This is a genomic window from Psychrobacter urativorans (assembly GCF_001298525.1).
In the GTDB taxonomy this organism is placed as follows: Bacteria; Pseudomonadota; Gammaproteobacteria; order Pseudomonadales; family Moraxellaceae; genus Psychrobacter; species Psychrobacter urativorans_A.
Genome location: NZ_CP012678.1, coordinates 1,073,128 through 1,090,562, shown reverse-complemented (window position 1 = coordinate 1,090,562; position 17,435 = coordinate 1,073,128). Strand labels below are relative to the sequence as shown.

Annotated in this window: 12 protein-coding genes; 4 read left to right on the top strand and 8 right to left on the bottom strand. The window is 43.8% G+C overall.

Translation table 11 applies throughout. The features are described from left to right. Nucleotides 1-55: 55 nt before the first annotated feature. Entirely contained in the window at nucleotides 56-523 is a 468-nt protein-coding gene (locus AOC03_RS04745) for a universal stress protein (protein WP_062536490.1), read from the bottom strand. Nucleotides 524-892: 369 nt separating this feature from the next. Here AOC03_RS04745 and AOC03_RS04740 point away from each other — a divergent pair, with 369 nt between their 5' ends. Further along, complete coding sequence (locus tag AOC03_RS04740) at nucleotides 893-3,958, top strand: insulinase family protein (protein ID WP_062533831.1); 3,066 nt, start codon at nucleotides 893-895, stop codon at nucleotides 3,956-3,958. Nucleotides 3,959-4,068: 110 nt separating this feature from the next. On the opposite strand, the gene AOC03_RS04735 is transcribed toward AOC03_RS04740, so the two are convergent. Both AOC03_RS04735 and AOC03_RS04730 read right to left on the bottom strand, forming a co-directional pair. Next, nucleotides 4,069-5,388 (bottom strand): serine hydrolase domain-containing protein, encoded by a 1,320-nt coding sequence (locus AOC03_RS04735; RefSeq protein WP_062533830.1) that lies wholly within the window; start codon nucleotides 5,386-5,388, stop codon nucleotides 4,069-4,071. A 157-nt stretch (nucleotides 5,389-5,545) separates the two neighbouring features. After that, nucleotides 5,546-6,109: an NUDIX hydrolase gene (locus tag AOC03_RS04730; RefSeq protein WP_062533829.1), complete on the bottom strand. Its 564-nt coding sequence runs from the start codon at nucleotides 6,107-6,109 to the stop codon at nucleotides 5,546-5,548. A 409-nt stretch (nucleotides 6,110-6,518) separates the two neighbouring features. On the opposite strand from AOC03_RS04730, the gene AOC03_RS04725 reads away from it, so the two are divergent. Next, nucleotides 6,519-7,271 carry an NUDIX hydrolase gene (locus AOC03_RS04725; protein WP_062533828.1) on the top strand — a complete coding sequence of 251 codons (753 nt, stop codon included), beginning with the start codon at nucleotides 6,519-6,521 and terminating at the stop codon, nucleotides 7,269-7,271. Between the two features lie 49 nt (nucleotides 7,272-7,320). Here the strand turns inward: AOC03_RS04725 and AOC03_RS04720 are convergent, their stop codons facing one another. The 3 genes from AOC03_RS04720 to nhaA all read right to left on the bottom strand — a co-directional run bounded on the left by AOC03_RS04720 (nucleotide 7,321) and on the right by nhaA (nucleotide 10,687). Then, the gene (locus tag AOC03_RS04720) at nucleotides 7,321-8,733 is read right to left on the bottom strand and encodes an oxygenase MpaB family protein (RefSeq protein ID WP_084785770.1); all 1,413 of its coding nucleotides are present in this window, start codon (nucleotides 8,731-8,733) and stop codon (nucleotides 7,321-7,323) included. A 95-nt stretch (nucleotides 8,734-8,828) separates the two neighbouring features. Then, complete coding sequence (locus tag AOC03_RS04715; protein WP_062533827.1) at nucleotides 8,829-9,413, bottom strand: DUF2799 domain-containing protein; 585 nt, start codon at nucleotides 9,411-9,413, stop codon at nucleotides 8,829-8,831. Nucleotides 9,414-9,487: 74 nt separating this feature from the next. Further along, nucleotides 9,488-10,687, bottom strand: coding sequence for a Na+/H+ antiporter NhaA (nhaA, locus tag AOC03_RS04710; protein ID WP_062533826.1), 1,200 nt, complete (start codon nucleotides 10,685-10,687; stop codon nucleotides 9,488-9,490). A gap of 450 nt (nucleotides 10,688-11,137) precedes the next feature. On the opposite strand from nhaA, the gene AOC03_RS04705 reads away from it, so the two are divergent. Continuing rightward, nucleotides 11,138-11,893, top strand: a complete 756-nt coding sequence (locus tag AOC03_RS04705; protein WP_062533825.1) for a TSUP family transporter — start codon at nucleotides 11,138-11,140, stop codon at nucleotides 11,891-11,893. 185 nt (nucleotides 11,894-12,078) lie between these two features. On the opposite strand, the gene AOC03_RS04700 is transcribed toward AOC03_RS04705, so the two are convergent. Both AOC03_RS04700 and radC read right to left on the bottom strand, forming a co-directional pair. Next, on the bottom strand, nucleotides 12,079-14,955 hold the full coding sequence (locus tag AOC03_RS04700) for an acyl-CoA dehydrogenase (protein ID WP_062533824.1): 2,877 nt from the start codon (nucleotides 14,953-14,955) through the stop codon (nucleotides 12,079-12,081). A 246-nt stretch (nucleotides 14,956-15,201) separates the two neighbouring features. After that, nucleotides 15,202-15,885: a RadC family protein gene (radC, locus tag AOC03_RS04695; RefSeq protein ID WP_062533823.1), complete on the bottom strand. Its 684-nt coding sequence runs from the start codon at nucleotides 15,883-15,885 to the stop codon at nucleotides 15,202-15,204. 160 nt (nucleotides 15,886-16,045) lie between these two features. On the opposite strand from radC, the gene coaBC reads away from it, so the two are divergent. Next, nucleotides 16,046-17,395 carry a bifunctional phosphopantothenoylcysteine decarboxylase/phosphopantothenate--cysteine ligase CoaBC gene (coaBC, locus tag AOC03_RS04690; RefSeq protein ID WP_062533822.1) on the top strand — a complete coding sequence of 450 codons (1,350 nt, stop codon included), beginning with the start codon at nucleotides 16,046-16,048 and terminating at the stop codon, nucleotides 17,393-17,395. The last annotated feature ends 40 nt before the right edge of the window (nucleotides 17,396-17,435 follow it).

The window sequence follows — 17,435 nt, the reverse complement described above, 5'->3', positions numbered from 1 at the left end:
ATGCGCTTTTTATAAGTTATATCATTATTTTTATATAGTCATAGTTATACCAGTGTTAACCGCGCTGAGTGACTGGCTTATCCAGTCTCACAACCAAGCTATCACACGGCACGTTTGGCAATATATTATCCGCCGTTGCACCGCTCAGCCATGCCGCAATGCCGTGGCGTTCATGACGACCGATAACGAGTAAATCGACGTTATGTTTGGCACAGTAATTAACAATGCCTTCACTATTAGATATCGCTGTGGTCACCTCAGAATTGACATTATACAGCTGATTGCGCTCTAAGAATTTCGCTAAGCGTCCGCGCGCTTCTTGGCAACGTTCATCATCAATCTCATCATATAGACTAGAGGCGGGCACCAGCTCATAGCCAAAGCCGACCATAGTATCTTTCACGATATGCAGTACCGATAGCCTAGACCCAGGGCGGTTAGCAACGATAAGTTTGGCTTTTTCCGCAACGATATCGGCATCGGACATTAAATCCGTAACCAATAAGATATGTTTGTAAGTCATGAGCATCCTCCTCCTATCAGATAGATTTTACTATAGCATTACTAACGGCTACTGTTAAGTAGCACTAGAGTTAATAGCGCCTTTATCCTTGATTAACTTTCAGGTATTACCTTGACTTCTGATCATAAAAACCCCATCTATCTTCGTTAGGCAAATTGTGAGACAACTTCTTTTTAACGCTTCTGCTGCATTGCTTGAACTTGTCATTACATATAAGACTACCCAAAATATCAAAACCCCAAAACTCCAAAATACAATGATGTGACAAATTCTATAAAAATGGATGTCAAAATCTGACAATCATTACTTTAATGTTCACTTTTTAACGATTATTTACGCTGCTATTAAAGGTAAATACTAAGGAAGACTATGACTGACACGCTATTTACGGCTGATTTAACCTTGCATCCGGCGTTTGCGCTCATTGAGCATCGCCATATTGAAGCACTATCGATGGATGTGTTAATCAGTCAGCATGTCCAAACTGGCGCTATGCATTATCACTTGGCACATGCCAGTGATGAAAATGCTTTTTTGGTGGGCTTTCGCACGCAGCCAATGGATTCAAAAGGTGAGGCGCATGTTTTAGAGCACGTGGCGCTATGTGGTTCTGCGAGATTTCCGGTACGAGATCCGTTTTTTTCGATGATTAAGCGTTCACTAAATACCTTTATGAATGCGATGACGGCGGCGGATTGGACAGCGTATCCGTATGCCACGCAAAATAAAAATGATTACTTTAATTTATTAGCGGTTTATTTGGATGCGTCATTCTTTCCTAATATTCATCCGCTTGATTTTGCGCAAGAAGGTATTCGCGTTGAATTAGACGACAATGATAAGCCACAATTTAAAGGTATTGTCTTTAATGAGATGAAAGGCGCGATGAGTGGCGAGATTGATCAGCTGTATCATGCGGTCGCCCATCATTTATTCCCAACGACGACTTATCATTATAATTCTGGCGGTGATCCTGCTGATATTCCTGACTTGACCCATAATGAATTGGTTGAGTTTCACCATAGCCATTATCATCCGTCTAATAGCGTGATTATGAGCTTTGGTAATATTCCAGTCGCTGAAACTCAAGCCAAAATACATGACGATGCGCTCATTCAGTTTGAAACGGGTAAAAAACATGTGTCACGTCCTGAGCAACGTTTATTAGCACCGATTAGTGTGACGGATACGTATACGGCTGATGAAGAAGGTTCTGACCAAACCCATCACGTGGTGGCATGGTTATTACCAACGATTACCGATCCAAAACAACGCTTGGCATTACGTTTACTAGAAGGGGTATTGGTTGAGCACGCAGGTTCGCCATTGCGTGCTTATTTGGACAGTCATCCGCTAGGCAAAGCGCCAAGTCCACTATTAGGTCTTGATGATAGCCATTATGAAATGGTGTTTTATACCGGTCTGCGCGGCTCCAATCCTGAACATGCCGAAGCGGTTGAGCAAGGGATTATGGACTTGCTAGCTACCGTTGCCAGTACACCGATAGATGAAGAAACGATTGAAACGATTTTGCATCAAATCGAGATTGATCAGCGTCATATCGGTGGCGACAGTATGCCGTATGGTCTTAATTTAATGTTAGAAGGCTTTAGTACAGCGATTCATGACGGCAATCCGATTGATGTTTGGGAAGTGGATGAGCACTTATTATGGCTGCGTGAACAAGTGCAAGATGAACAATGGTTACCCAATTTAATTAAGCAGCATTTGCTTGATAATCAGCACCGTGTCCGCGTAACACTTACGCCAGATAGTAAAAAAACAGCCCGTTTAGCGGCAGCGGAACAAGCACGCCTCGATGCTATTGAGATGGATTTAACCACTGCTGATAAAGATATCTTAAAGCAACAAGCGCTAGATTTGGCTGCGCGTCAAGCTGCTCCTGATGATTTAAGCTTATTACCCAAAGTTGGTCTAGAAGACGTACCGACCGATATTAGCTTTAAACAAGGCACACAAAAACAAATCCAATTAAGCGGTCAAGACAGCACCTTATTTGAATATGAGGCGGGCACGAATGGCTTATATTATTATCAAATCATTGTACCGCTAACCGATGAGATAGGTAATACAGACACTAATGAATTGCCCGCTAATGACGTCATTAATCATCCATTATTGCCGATTTATTTAAGCTTATTATCAGAGCTTGGTACCGATTCGATGGATGCTTATGAGCTGCAAGCCAAGCAAGCGGCGCACTCATCAGGGGTAACGGCACGAGTGAGCCAGCGTACGAATATTGATAGCAGCCAATCTATTAGCAGCTATTTTGTGATGGCAACGCGCGCGCTGAACCGTAAGCCTGAAGCCATTGATTTGGTGAAAGAGGTGATGGAGCACAGTATCTTTACTGAGCATGATCGTATTAAAGAGATTTTGCAGCAGCGCCAATCAGGGTGGCAATCTAACCTTGCAGGCTCAGGACATGCTTATGCCATGCAAACGGCAAGTCGCGGTATGAGTCGTCAGTCACAGTTAGAATATGTGCGGAGTGGTCTGCCAGCACTCAATGCGCTCAAGGATTTCTTAACGCATGCGGCAACCGATGATGCGCTTTGGGATCAATTGGCAACCAGTCTCATGAGCTTGCATCAACGTATTATCAGCTTGCCAAAGCATGCACTGATTATTTGTGAAGCGGAACAAACTGAACGTTTGAGTGGTTTGATTGTCAATAGTTGGAAAGACAGTCGTGCTACAGAGCTTGCGACACAAGAGATTAATACTGCCGTTAATATTCCTAGTGAATTCGCTGATTTAACGATTAATCCTGCCTTGGATGGTGAACACAATACACCGGAAATTGCCAACAATGGCGAGACAGTCGATGTTGCAGACCTAGCATGGTTGGTGGCGACCAACGTTTATCATAATGCCAGTGCTTATACCGTTCCTGCGCCTGAGCATCCTGATACCGCTGCCTTGATGGTGTTAGCACCATATTTGCGTAATGGCTATCTGCATAGTGCCATTCGCGAGCGTGGCGGTGCGTATGGTGGCGGTGCGGGTTACGATGCCAATGCGTGCGCCTTTAAATTCTTTAGCTATCGCGATCCGCATTGTGCTGAAACCTTTGCGCATTTTGATGCCAGTGTTGAATGGTTATTGAATGAGCCACAAACCGCTGAGCAGTTAGAGGAAGCTATCTTAGGTATTATTTCAGGCATGGATAAACCGGGTTCACCAGCAGGTGAAGCGGTTAAAGCGTGCTTTGCCGACTTGCATCATCGCGGTATCGACTGGCAACGTAAAATGCGTGCGGAAATTTTAGCGGTTACGATTACTGACTTGCAGCGTGTCGCTAAGCAATATCTTCAAGGACAAAAACACGTACGAGCCGTACTCGCGCCTTACGATAAAGAAGAGGTGGTTAAAGCGTTAGGCTTTACCGTCTGTAAAGTAAAAAGCTAACTGTAAATATTAGCCCTATTGTTAAAAATAAAAATCACCACTTTAATGAGAGTGGCGGTTTTTATTTTATAGCGACTATGATTAATAATTAATGATGAACGTTTACACGCTTACTTCTTAATTAAATAATTTGCCAAAGCGCTATAAGCAGGTAATGAAGTTGGGTCGATTTTGCCGTTACTGGCTTCAGGATAAGAGGCAAAACGTACGATGACCATGTCAGCAGCTGGGTCAACATAAACCGTCTGACCATGAACACCGCGCGCAGCATAAATAGGCGTGGGGTTATTAAACAGCCACCACATACTCTTATAACTGCCATTTTTTAGTTGATCGTAACCAGATTTTGCGAATACTTTTTTATCGCCACCTGCCTCGATACTGTCGACTACCGCAGCAGGAAATAAGCGATGTCCATTGATTTCGCCCTTGTTTAACATCAAGCTACCAATACGTGCCATATCGTGTAAACCGGCGCTGACACCGCCGCCAGCAAACGGCGTACCTTTGGCATCAACGGTCATATAAGCACTTTGTTCGGCACCAATTTTTTGCCAAATGCGCTCTGATAATAGGTCATCAACAGCTTTGCCTGTGGTACGCGAGATAATCCAGCCGAGCGCATCACTATTAATCGTTCGGTAATTAAACTCCGCGCCATGCGTCCCTTTTTTCTTCACCGTTTGTAGGTATTCAAAGTAACCATTAGGACCGGTATAGTCTTTAGCTTTAGGTAAGGGACTTGCTGCTGCCGAATATTGCCAGATATCTGCATTAGGATCGGCATAATTTTCGCTATAATCCAGTGCGGTGGTCATATCCATGACTTGGCGCACAGTCGCATCACCAAAGCCGCTATTTTTTAGCTCAGGAATAATCGTGCCGACTAAGGCTTTATCGTTCAATTTGCCTTCGATAACTAAGGTTTCTGCCAATAGTCCAGTGAGCGATTTGGTCATCGACATCGCGGCGTGATTGCCTAGCTCATTGAGACAACCGTTTTGGCGCTCATAAACCACTTTACCATGATGCATGACCATAATACCGTCGGTATAGTTGGCATCAAGCGACTGCCGCCAAGTCATTTTTTGCGTGCTACCAGTTGGCGTAAACGTTATCGCATCGATATTTTTATCAAGGGCATAATTTAATGTAGACGGTGCGCCGATACCGCGGCTCACTTCACTGGTTGGCATCAGTTCACGGATATGGCAAACCGTCCAACGTAGTTTTGGAAAGCTGAAAAAATCGGACTCTGGCTGTGATATGAGCTTATCTTTTGGCGGTGGAAAGCCTTGCATCCATCCCATAACCTGTGGATCAGATGCTTGTGCCGTTAAAGGGGTATTCTCAGTATGACCGCTTATACTGGTAAACCCAAGCGCTAAAGTGAGCGGTAATAAGGCAAAAGAGCGTTGCAATGTCAGCATAATATCCTCGGCAATTGAATGAATGAACAGGTAATATTTAGACAATAAAAAACCGTTGATGAGATTTGAGCATAATTCTTATCAACGGCTTTTACTACTTGTTTTTGTAAGATAATCGCCTCAGTGCGACTGCCAATACTGCTTCAATCAGCAGCGTTTAAAAACGCTTAATGCTGTGGTCTTTATCGATATAGTCTTGATGAACAGGGAAGTCTGCATGGTTATCGAATTGTTTACGATCGGCAAAAAAGTTAGTCAAAGTGCGACGTACCGCTTCAAAAGCAATCTTATCCCAAGGAATATCTTCTTCGGCAAATAAAGCGCAGTCTAAACTTTCTGAGCCAATACCATACGCGCCATCTTTTAAATCATTAAGATAAATGATATAAATCTGCCCGATATGCGGCAAATCATAAATACAGTATAAATGCGGATTGGTTACGACGGCATCGGCTTCTTCAAAGCTCTCACGGGCTGCACCCTCAGCAATGGTTTCGCCATTTTCCATAAAGCCTGCAGGCACTGTCCACAAGCCATACTGCGGCTCAATGGCACGGCGGCATAATAGCACTCGACCTTTATGCACCACCAATGAGCCACAAATGATTTTTGGATTCTCATAATGAATATAATGACAGTTTGGGCATACCAAACGCGGTATATTATCAGTGGCGGGAATTTTGCGTTCAGCTTCGTGACCGCATTCGAGACAATAGCGCATATGAGCTGCCTTTTATTAGTGAAAGGAATTAGTGAAAGGATATATAAAATACTTTTGCGTGTTTTTCTTATGTTATAACTACTATAGCTATCGGTAATTTTAGTCAACAGTCGTCATAAGATAACATAAATTTATCCAGAGCTGAGCGGTGTTAACAGGAACGCATGATTTACCAGTGCGAGCATAACGTATGGAAGTCTTGAAAAGCATCAGTCTTAGCATCAATTAAATAGTTAATACCGCCTTGCTAATGCTTAGTGAATTATGCTTAATTACCAATACCAAAGATAATATATGCCTCTAGTAATATTGTTCATTTAATAATTGTTGTTTAAGGCTTAGGCATAGCGTAATCATATTGAGCGCTAATTAAATGTAGCATTCACTAATATAAAGGACAGATATAATAATGGCAGTCTCATGGCGTTCGTCACCTTTTGATGAATTGGCAGTTGCTTTGCCCGCTTATATTCGTCAGCCTATATTAAGGCAGCTGGCAGAACGGATGCAGGGTGAGCTTTTGGGCACGGCAATACCCTCGCTATTGCCGTTTGATGTGACCAATGCCAATGATACGATTGCTCAAAGTACGCTTATTTTAAATAAGCTCTATCAAACCCCGATTGCCGATGCCTCGATTTTGGTCGCTATTACTAATGAATCGCGCCCTAAATTGCTATTGACGCGCCGTGCTATCCACATGAATAGTCATGCCGGCGAGGTATCTTGTGCCGGTGGTAAATATGAAAATGGCGATGGTAATAACGTGGTGACGGCATTGCGTGAGGCGTGCGAAGAAATCGCGTTGCCACCAAATAAGGTACAACTCCTCGGTCAGTTGCCCATTCAAATGTCTAAAAGCGGCATGAGCGTGCGCCCCATTGTGGCATTGATTGCCCCAGATTTGATTTTAGTACCTGAGCTTAGTGAAATATCGCGTATTTTTTGGGCGGATTTTGAAACACTGATTACCCAACCGACCGTAGAATATAGCGTGCGCTATACCATGCAAGCGCAAACATCAACCTTGCTGACGCCTAGTTGGCAGATTGATGGTGAAATAGTTTGGGGGCTAACGGGACGCGTGTTAGCAAGTTTGCTGGAAACGGGTTTTGATCGTCAGCTTGAGTGGTATTACCGTATTCAAAATATGCAGCTATAAAATTAAACACATTGCACATTGCTTGTCGTTGATGATTGTTTATAAATGATTACTTATAATAATCGTCATTTTTCTTGAGCCACCAATTCATATTGTCTTGGCGCTTTGCCCGAAATTGCTCTAATTTCTCAGCAACCATTTGATTGTGCTGGCGAGCGGTATCGAGGGTAAATAATATCGGTACTGAGGACAAAACGCCAAAGCGAATTTTTGACTTGGGCAGCTCTAAGCCATCACCAATGTCATCGCCAACGATCGTGCGCGTCACGCTGGCATTGACCATCTCAACAAAGCGCCCACGGCGATTGTCTTCGCCCATCAACTGCCGCGGTAAGTCATGTAACGCTTTTGCCAATGGTCGTCCCATCTTAAAATCAAGCTGCTGAATGGATAAATAAGTATAGAGCCATTCCCAACAGGCGGTTTCATCTTTTGGTAAGCGCTGTAAATCAACGCCCATCCAATAGCTCGCAAGATTCCACAGATGCAAAATACCTTCGGCTTCCTCACTACTAATACGCGCGCCGAGCAGTCGCAGCCCGCGCATAATCAGTAACGAGAACTGCAAATGGGTAGCAATCATATCAGTTTGATTAATGGGCACGCCCCAATAGTCAGTATTCCAACTACCATCGGCATGATGATGTTGGGCGGCATCCGCTATCACGCCATTGGCGGCAGTTAGTTTACCTTTGAGTAAATTTTGGCGTACCAAGGTATGAATTTGACGCACCTGTATAGATTGCCGCCAACCCTCAGAGCCAATCGCTAATACTCCGCTAATAGGCGTACGCTGCGGGTGAGAGGCGGTGTCCAGTTGTGGATGCTCAGATACCGCGAGAATATAGGCATAAGTACGCATCAATCGCGGCAGCGCATCGTGCATCAACGCGCCCGTTTGAATCAGTGGTAAGGACAGCGCAGGAATACTATAACCTGCCATTAATGCCACGTTACGCAATAACCAAATCAACATGAGCGGATAGCGGCGATAAGCAATCGCGCCAATTTGCGCAAGTTGTGGGTCGAACCAATCGGGATGGCGACTAAATTGTGCCTGCATGGTGACAAATGCTGGATGGCTACTAATTTCAGTACTGATGTCTGTGTTGATATTATTATTGATATTAGTACCAAGAATAGCGCTTTGTAACGGCTTGGCAAAACGAATACCATCAGCTGCCAGTTTATCCGCTAGCGGGTCACCGATATCATAACCTGAGACTATTTCTTCCAATAAAGCAGGAGAAATCACAAAGTCTTTCGGCAATAGATAGCGCTTAATACGCTTTAAAACTTGTAAATCACTATGGTCATTAATAGCTGTAGTGCGCCCGTGTCGCTGATAATTTGCTATTTGGCGTTGAATATTAAACTCATTATTGCGCTTATCATGTTGCTGAGCATCATTTTTATAATCATCTTTATTTAAGCTATTAGCCGTATCGTTTTTGGTATCCATATCTATCACGCACTCTCACAGTTTGACACTATGGTTATTTTAGAACGCCTTTTTTGCAGCATTTTCTACAGAAATCGTAATAAAATCTATTCACTTTAAAAATGAGTTTTCTGGTTCTCTAAGGTTAATTTTGCTTCAGTAGTAGCAATTCGGTATCTGATTCTTTGTAGCTCGGGTGGTAAAGATAAGAGACGCGCGCGTGCTTCTTTTTCAGTGTTAAAATCTAGCATTTCGCCATCACGAAGTTTGATATATTCCGCTTGGTGTTTTTCTAATAGCAGCTTATCTTCAGTCAACTGTTTGTTTAAATTGTAATACCTTTGACCTTGTTGATTTGCCTGTTGCAGCGCATTTGCTAGTGCTGCGGGACAGACGCTATTTAGGTCACGACCGCGCTTGCCAATATTATAGGCGTTACTGGTGGTGCAGTATTGCTGTAGTCCCTGTTGGCGACCACGCTCCCACGTCTGATAATCAGGTGCTGTACCCACTTTTGCACACGCCTTTGCATGGGCTGCCAGTCGGTCGGAATAGTAGCCTGCTACGCCATCGTTATAGCCAATGGTTTGCCAATTACCAACGGTACATTCTTCTTTGGATAAGGTGGCACAGCCTGCTAGTAAAACAATACTGCCAAGGAGGGGCAAGCGCAATGCCAATACCTGCACAAATGACCTCATAGCCGTCTCCTATGACAACCTTTAAAAACGATTAACCGCATGACTGTCACCGTATGCCTGTTATCACATAACTATTAATGATGGATTAAATCTACCGACTTACCACTGACATTGTCTTTTAACGCCACTTTTAGCATGAGATAACCGGCAATACCAGACACGATTGAACCCATAATAATACCTAAACGCTCATCAAATAGCGGCGTATCGCCACCAAATGCCAAGCCACCGATGAATAAACTCATGGTAAAGCCCACACCGCATAATAATGCCGCACCGTAGATTTGCTTAAAATTCATACCTTTTGGCATCGTTGAGATACCGAGTTTAAAGATAACCCAGCACATAATCATCACGCCTAACTGTTTACCGATAAATAGTCCAGCAGCAATACCAAGTGGCACAGAATGGAACAGCTCAGCAACGCCAGCGCCTTTTAGCGAAATACCCGCATTGGCAAAGGCAAATAGCGGCAAAATGCCATAAGAAACCGTATTTTGTAAGTCGTGTTCCAGCTCTTCTAATGGTGAATGTTCAGGGTCAGTGCGGTCGAACATTGGGATAAATAGTGCTAATACGACACCTGCTAAGGTCGCATGAATACCAGACTTCAGCACAAAAATCCACATGATGACACCGATAAGAATATACGGCGTAATGCTGGTTACGTTGCGACGGTTGAGCAAATATAAAAATGGTAAGCATAAACCCGCAAGCGCCAGCGAGCCTAAAGATAAATCACTGGTATAAAATAAGGCAATAATTAAAATAGCGCCAATATCATCAAAAATAGCGATAGATACCAAGAATACTTTTAAGGAATTGGGAACGCGATTGCCCAATAAACTTAGGATACCTAAGGCAAAAGCAATATCGGTTGCGGTGGGAATTGCCCAACCTTTTAAATATTCGGGATTATTGTGGTTAAACGCCACATATACGATGGCGGGTGCAATCATGCCGCCTAATGCTGCACCTGCGGGCAAAATAATCTGCTTTAGATTGGATAGCTCGCCAATGAGCACTTCGCGCTTGAGCTCAAGTCCGACTAAAAAAAAGAAAACCGCCATAAGACCATCATTAATCCAATGATGAGCGTCTTTAGCAATGGCAAAGCCACCAATTTGGATAGCAACGGGGGCATGAATAAAGGATTCATACCACGTATTGAGAGGCGTATTGGCAATAATCATGGCAGCGATGGCAGCGAGCGCCAACACAATGCCGCCTGATGCCTCAAGATCAAAAAAGGCTTTAATTCTTCTTATTGCCATATCATCCTCATTGATTTAATAAATATTATCTAACTGGCGACTGCGCTCAGTTTTATGATGTTAATACTATAAACAATATCATTACTAAAGCACGTTATAGTCGTGTACTGATTGGCAGCAATGGGTCTTTGTTATCCATATATAGTGAACAATAGCGTTGTTTTTAGCTTGATATAACCGCGCAATTGATCGTTATCAGTGGCTATTCGTTGTTATTAGTCGTTAAGCGCACTCTCAAAATGTTTGATTCTGCTTATAAATCTAGCAGACTTTACGACGTTTTTGGCTTTTTTTATATAATTAACCTTATAATACGTCGCTTTTAACCTATTCCAACCATAACTCCAGTCACACTAATAAGCTTAGCCTCTTAGCAAGTACCAGTAATACGTTTAGCCTTATCTATTGATGCTAGACTTTTTATCATAAATTTTTTACAAGGTCAGTGTCATGGATGTATCGCTTTCTTTAGAAGTCATTTTAATGCTTACCGCTGTGGCTGCGCTCGCCGGATTTATCGATGCGATTGCCGGCGGCGGTGGCTTATTGACCATTCCCGCCATGTTGTTGGCTAACATTCCACCCGTATTAACGTTGGGAACGAATAAATTGCAAGCGGCATCGGGTGCATTAGCAGCGTCTATCACCATGATTCGTAATCGCGTGGTTCAGCCGAGACAAATCAAGACGGCTATTATTGCCGCTTTTATTGGGTCAATTATTGGCTCGATAGCGGTACAGTTATCGCCACCTGATTTCTTAGAAAAGTTGATTCCGTTCTTAATTGCAGCGATTGGTATTTATACGTTATTTGCGCCAAAATTGGGAGCATTAGAAACCAAACCGCGCATCAGTGAAGGCAAATGGCAAAAAGTGGTTGCACCAATCATAGGTTTTTATGATGGTTATATGGGACCAGGCACGGGAATGTTTTTTGCCCTTGGTAACGTGGCGTTGCGCGGTCGGCGGATTGTTGAATCCACAGGCGCGGCAAAGGTGCTTAATTTATCCACCAATATTGGCTCGTTGATATTTTTTATTTTGGGCGGCAATGTGCTTTGGAAAGTGGGACTAGCAATGATGGTTGGGCAGACGATAGGCGCTTATTTTGGCTCGCATATGGTCATGAAGGGCGGTAGCAAACTGATTCGTCCGATGATTGTACTGGTCTGTCTAGCGATGGTGACGAAATATGTGTTTGGCTAAATCATTAGCGCTATTTTTTGTATTAAGATTTTATAGTATTAATCAGGCAAGATATTTTTCGAAGAATAACGATAAACTAGCTATAAAAAAGCAAAACTGTTTAACGTGGACAGTTTTGCTTTTTTATACTTATTCACTGCTAACCGTTGAGCGGATAATTAACTTCTTATTATAAGTATACAGACTTATTTTTTATCATCATTATCACGACGCAGACCATCTTGCCATTTAGCCTCGCTATGGTTTTCACTCATACGATTATTAAGAATGGCTTCAGCGTCACGGGTACGATAATACAGCGCTTCTTCTTTGGTAGGTGCTTTATTAAAATCAGCCTGCGCCCTGCGTTCTTGAGTGGTGTTTTGCTCAGCTACCATTTTGACATCGCCATCTGACTCATAGCCGTGGTTAGGATTGTTATCACCCGTTTGTGGTTCGGATGGATGGTAATCGTGGTAGTGGTCAGCACTGTCTTTATCATTAGGCGACTGATGGTCTTTTATTGTAGATGTTTTGTCGATATAAGTGCCGTGTCTGATTTGCGCGTCTTTTTTCAATTGTGCATAGTTCGTCAGTTTATCGACCGCATTTTCTAAACTGTGCGGATTGGTGCGCTCGTGTACTTGCTCTAAATGCTCATCAAAGGTATCGGTTAACAACGAATCAAAACGCAGCGCATTATAATGAATCAGCACTTCCGCTTCTTCTTCACTAATATCACCGTTTTGACTGGCTTCCACCACAAAATCTTCAAAGGTTAAGCCCTCAAAGCTGCCTTTATGCTCCGCTTTTTTAAAGCGTTGCCATAATGGTTCAATGGCTAATAAGGTCTGATAGGCATTTTCCATACGACCGGTGGTATCATTTGGTTCAGTATTATAATAAACCATGGTTTTGAGATAATCGCGGAACGGATTGGCTTCAAAATCATCCATAAAGATATCACCAAGTTGGCACTTCAGCTCGTCGCTAGCCGGTTTAAAAATACGACCGCTTGGGAAAGTGACAAAGCTGACCACGCCTGCTGCCATGCGATTGGGGAAATTCTCAAAGAAAGAGATAAAGGCTTCTTGAATGGTAAATAAGCTGTGTTTTAATGCGACTTCTGCGTGCAACTGCTCAGCTTTTGATTTACCGCCATATTGATAAAATTGCAAAATAGCAGTGGCGATAAAGAGATGTCCATGAATATCGGCAAGACGACCCGATAGCATTTCTTTACGTTTCAAATCGCCAGCCAATAAGCCCAGAGCCATATCAGCCGTCAGCGCAAAGCTGGTACTCAGGCGGTTGATATGCTTGTAATACGGTCGGGTAAAGCTGTCGGCAAATAGGGGTGCATCATTACTACCGCCCATGTATCCGGAGACAAACGCCTTAGCACCGCGATTAAAGGTGTAGCCTAAATGTTTAAAGAATAAAACATCAAACGGCTTAATAGCGGCTTTTTTATCATCACTTTGCAGCAGTTGTAATTCATCAAATAAATACGGATGGCAGCGCATTGCCCCTTGACCGAAAATCATCAACGAACGCGTTAAAATGTTAGCGCCCTCAACCGTGATAGAAACTGGAATGGCATGATAAGGAATGGCTAAAAAGTTGCGTGGTCCCATTTGAATGGCACGACCACCGACCACATCCATACCGTCGTTAATGACGCCGCGCATAGTTTCTGTGGCGTAATATTTTGCCATTGCCGTCATGACCGAAGGTGTGCCACCTTGGTTTAGACCGCAGGTAACCAAATGACGAAAGGCTTCTAACATATACGTTTGGCTAGCGATACGGCTAGTAACGTCTTGGATGCCTTCAAATTTACCGACCGAGATTTTGAACTGTTCACGTACTTTGGCAAATGCGCCAACTGTTAGGTAGCTCATCTCGCTGGCTGACGTTGATAATGCCGGTAAGGAAATACCGCGACCAACGCCCAGACATTCCATCAGCATCCGCCAACCACGTCCGGCATTTTCTACGCCACCAATAATATAATCGAGCGGAATAAACACATCCTTACCATCGACCGTGCCATTCATAAAGGGGGAGCCGCTTGGATAGTGACGCGGACCCGTAATGACACCTTCATGGCTTGCCGGCACAAGGGCACAAGTAATACCATAATCGGTTTTATCAATATCACCCAATAGCCCTTCAGGGTCATACAATTTAAACGCCAATCCAACAACAGTCGCAATCGGTGCTAAAGTAATCCAGCGCTTGGAAAAATTCATGCGCAGACCCAAGGTATATTTGCCGTCATGCATACCGTAGCAAACTACGCCGGTATCAGGAATAGCACCCGCATCAGAACCTGCTTCCGGACCTGTTAGCCCAAAGCAAGGAATCTCTTCACCTTTTGCTAAGCCTGGTAGCCAACGTTGTTTTTGCGCGTCTGTGCCATAGTGCATCAGCAGCTCACCGGGTCCCAGTGAGTTTGGCACCATACAAGTAACCGCAGCGGTTGGCGAGCGTGAGGCAATTTTACTCATGATTCGGCTTTGCGCATAGGAGCTAAACTCTAAGCCGCCATATTCTTTGGGAATAATCAGACCCAAAAAACCATTATCTTTAATAAATTGCCACGCTTCTGGCGACAGCTCTTTATCTTCATGTTGGATTTGCCACTCATTCAGCATCTCACACAGATACTCAACTTCATTATCAATAAAGTGTTGCTCTTCATCTGACAGTTCAGGATACGGATAATTGGCAAAGGTTTTCCAGTTTGGATTACCCATGAACAGCTCTTTTTCCCACCAGCTAGTACCGGCATCGAGCGCCTCGCGTTCAGTGTCACTCATACTTGGCATTGCCTTACCGAGTGCTTTATAAACTGGCTTGGTAATCAGCATACGACGGATGGGTGCAATCATTAATATCAAGCACAGTAGAGCAGTAGGCGCACCCAAAACCAGTGACCATGGACTGATATAGGCGGTGACTATTACCGTGATAATCGCCACAATACTGCCTGTTAAGCGCGATAACGACTGCAAAAAGATAGCCAAAACGACAGCTAACTGCACGATTACTGCCAAAATAAATAAGCCAATCGCCATGACTGTCTCCTTAGCAAAGAGTGAATGAGTGAATAGGAACAGCGCTACAAACCATAACCTGCCATGATAACGCGTAATAATGTAGAAAAAATAGGGTTTGTCTAGAAAAGAGTAAGCATTAGTAAATACATCTTAACCCATGATACAGATTACGGACACAAATCTAGTGACCAATATGCGAGATATGTGGACAGTTATCAATAACGAAACTGCTACGCTGTGTCGATTATCTGTATCTAACGCCAACTAAGCAAACGGATATAAGTTATTTTCAGCATACGATAAGGTATCGTTGCGCCCAACAATAATATGGTCGATAAGAGATAAGTCGATTAAATCGCAGGCTTTTTTGAGCTCGTCGGTTAAGCGATTGTCTGCTGTGGAAGGCTGAGCATTGGTATGCGGATGATTATGGGCGACGATTAATTGACTGGCAGAATGTGTTAATGCATGACGCAGTACGTGCTTGATACACACCGAGCATGATGAGATACCGCCAGTAAACAGTATCTCATAATTGAGTAAATTCAGCGCATTGTCCAAACACAATACCGCAAAAACCTCACGGTGCTCGCCGCGCAGTTGGGTGCTGATATAATCCTTCACCACTTGCGAGCGTCCGAGTGCTTGCCCCGTTTTTAGCTGACTGTCGAGATAGCGCGTGCCCATCTCTAACGATGCCAATATTTGCGCGTATTTAGCCGGACCAATACCGTGGCAGGCGAGAACCTCGTCTTTGGGGGCGGATAATAATTCAGCGAGACTACCAAAATGGGTAATGAGATGCCGCGCCAGTTCAATGGCGGATTGCGATTGCGTCCCTGTGCGTAAAAATATGGCTAATATTTCGGCATCCGATAAATGCGCCGCCCCAAATTTGAGTAACTTTTCTCGCGGTCGATCGTCTTCGTGCCAGTCTTTAATCGCCATTACTATTCCTTTAAAATGGGACAATGATAAAGTCGTTACGCTGAACTGTAGATAAGTGCGGAAAATCTTACCCAATTTATCGCATAATTGTTACTATAAGCGCCATTTTATCCTTTAACTTCCTGCTCTTTAACTTCTTACTGTTGATATTGCCACGCTTATGAAAAATATTGTGCTCGCTATCACTGGCGGTATTGCCGCTTATAAATCTGCTCTATTTGCCCGTTTATTGATTAAGTCAGGCTATGAAGTGCGCGTCATTATGACCGCTGGGGCGCAAGCCTTTATTACGCCGTTGACCTTGCAAGCGTTGACGGGTAATGAGGTGCATACTTCGTTACTTGATGAACACGCTGAAGCGGGTATGGGTCATATTGAACTTGCTAGATGGGCGGATTTGGTCATTATCGCGCCTGCCTCAGCCAATACGTTAGCAAGGCTAGCGATGGGTATGGCAGATGATTTGCTCACCACCGTTTGCCTTGCAACTACCGCGCCAGTTATCATTGCACCGGCTATGAATCAGCAAATGTGGGCGCATCCTGCCGTTAATCTTAACGTTATGACGCTGCGTGATATGAACTATCATATCATTATGCCTGCCAGTGGCGAGCAAGCGTGCGGTGATGTAGGAGCAGGGCGTCTACCAGAGCCAGAGCAATTATTGGCTGAGCTACGTTTATTCAGCGCGCAGCAAGTTATTCCGCAACGCTTATTCGGAAAAACAGTGGTTATCACTGCAGGTCCAACGGTAGAAGCGATTGACCCTGTGCGTTATTTATCCAATCATTCTTCAGGGAAAATGGGTTTTGCCTTAGCACGTGCTTGTGTTGAGGCTGGCGCACAAGTTATCTTAATTGTTGGTGGCAAAGTAGCATTACCAACACCGCTTGGTGTCACCCGTATTGATGTGTTATCCGCACAAGAAATGCTGATTGCTGCCGAACAATGCGTCGCCGGTACACATGCTGCGCTTCAATTAGAAGATGAAGAGCACGACCATGACCATCATCATGACCACGACCATGGCGACTGTGATTGTGGCGATGAGCACCTTGAATCCTTACCGACTGCTGATAATCTAGTGGCAGATATCTTTATTGCAACCGCTGCCGTTGCCGATTATCGTACCGAAGAAGCCGCGCCGCAAAAAATTAAAAAAACCCAAGATGCTATGAGCCTTAGTTTGGTGAAAAATCCTGATATTTTAGCAACCATTTCTCATGCGCATCCGGAATTGTTCGTCGTTGGCTTTGCAGCAGAAACCCAAGATATCGAGCATTATGCCCAAGGTAAATTGATCGCCAAAGACTTAGATATGATTGCCTGTAATGATGTGTCACGCGCAGATATTGGTTTTGCCAGTGACGACAATGCGATGCAGGTATTTTTCGCTGAACGTTATAATCAAGATTCAGCAATCTTGGATAAAGCCAGTAAAGACAATATTGCAGAACAATTAGCAGCGATGATTGGTGATACTTTATTACAGCGTCAACATGGTGAATAGCAGATACGACTCTTTCGGTAAGCTAACACGGTGAACAAGG

Coding starts and splice junctions, on each gene's coding strand:
- AOC03_RS04745 (WP_062536490.1), bottom strand. CDS start 523: ATGACTTACAAACATATCTTATTGGTTACGGATTTAATGTCCGATGCC.
- AOC03_RS04740 (WP_062533831.1), top strand. CDS start 893: ATGACTGACACGCTATTTACGGCTGATTTAACCTTGCATCCGGCGTTT.
- AOC03_RS04735 (WP_062533830.1), bottom strand. CDS start 5,388: ATGCTGACATTGCAACGCTCTTTTGCCTTATTACCGCTCACTTTAGCG.
- AOC03_RS04730 (WP_062533829.1), bottom strand. CDS start 6,109: ATGCGCTATTGTCTCGAATGCGGTCACGAAGCTGAACGCAAAATTCCC.
- AOC03_RS04725 (WP_062533828.1), top strand. CDS start 6,519: ATGGCAGTCTCATGGCGTTCGTCACCTTTTGATGAATTGGCAGTTGCT.
- AOC03_RS04720 (WP_084785770.1), bottom strand. CDS start 8,733: ATGGATACCAAAAACGATACGGCTAATAGCTTAAATAAAGATGATTAT.
- AOC03_RS04715 (WP_062533827.1), bottom strand. CDS start 9,413: ATGAGGTCATTTGTGCAGGTATTGGCATTGCGCTTGCCCCTCCTTGGC.
- nhaA (WP_062533826.1), bottom strand. CDS start 10,687: ATGGCAATAAGAAGAATTAAAGCCTTTTTTGATCTTGAGGCATCAGGC.
- AOC03_RS04705 (WP_062533825.1), top strand. CDS start 11,138: ATGGATGTATCGCTTTCTTTAGAAGTCATTTTAATGCTTACCGCTGTG.
- AOC03_RS04700 (WP_062533824.1), bottom strand. CDS start 14,955: ATGGCGATTGGCTTATTTATTTTGGCAGTAATCGTGCAGTTAGCTGTC.
- radC (WP_062533823.1), bottom strand. CDS start 15,885: ATGGCGATTAAAGACTGGCACGAAGACGATCGACCGCGAGAAAAGTTA.
- coaBC (WP_062533822.1), top strand. CDS start 16,046: ATGAAAAATATTGTGCTCGCTATCACTGGCGGTATTGCCGCTTATAAA.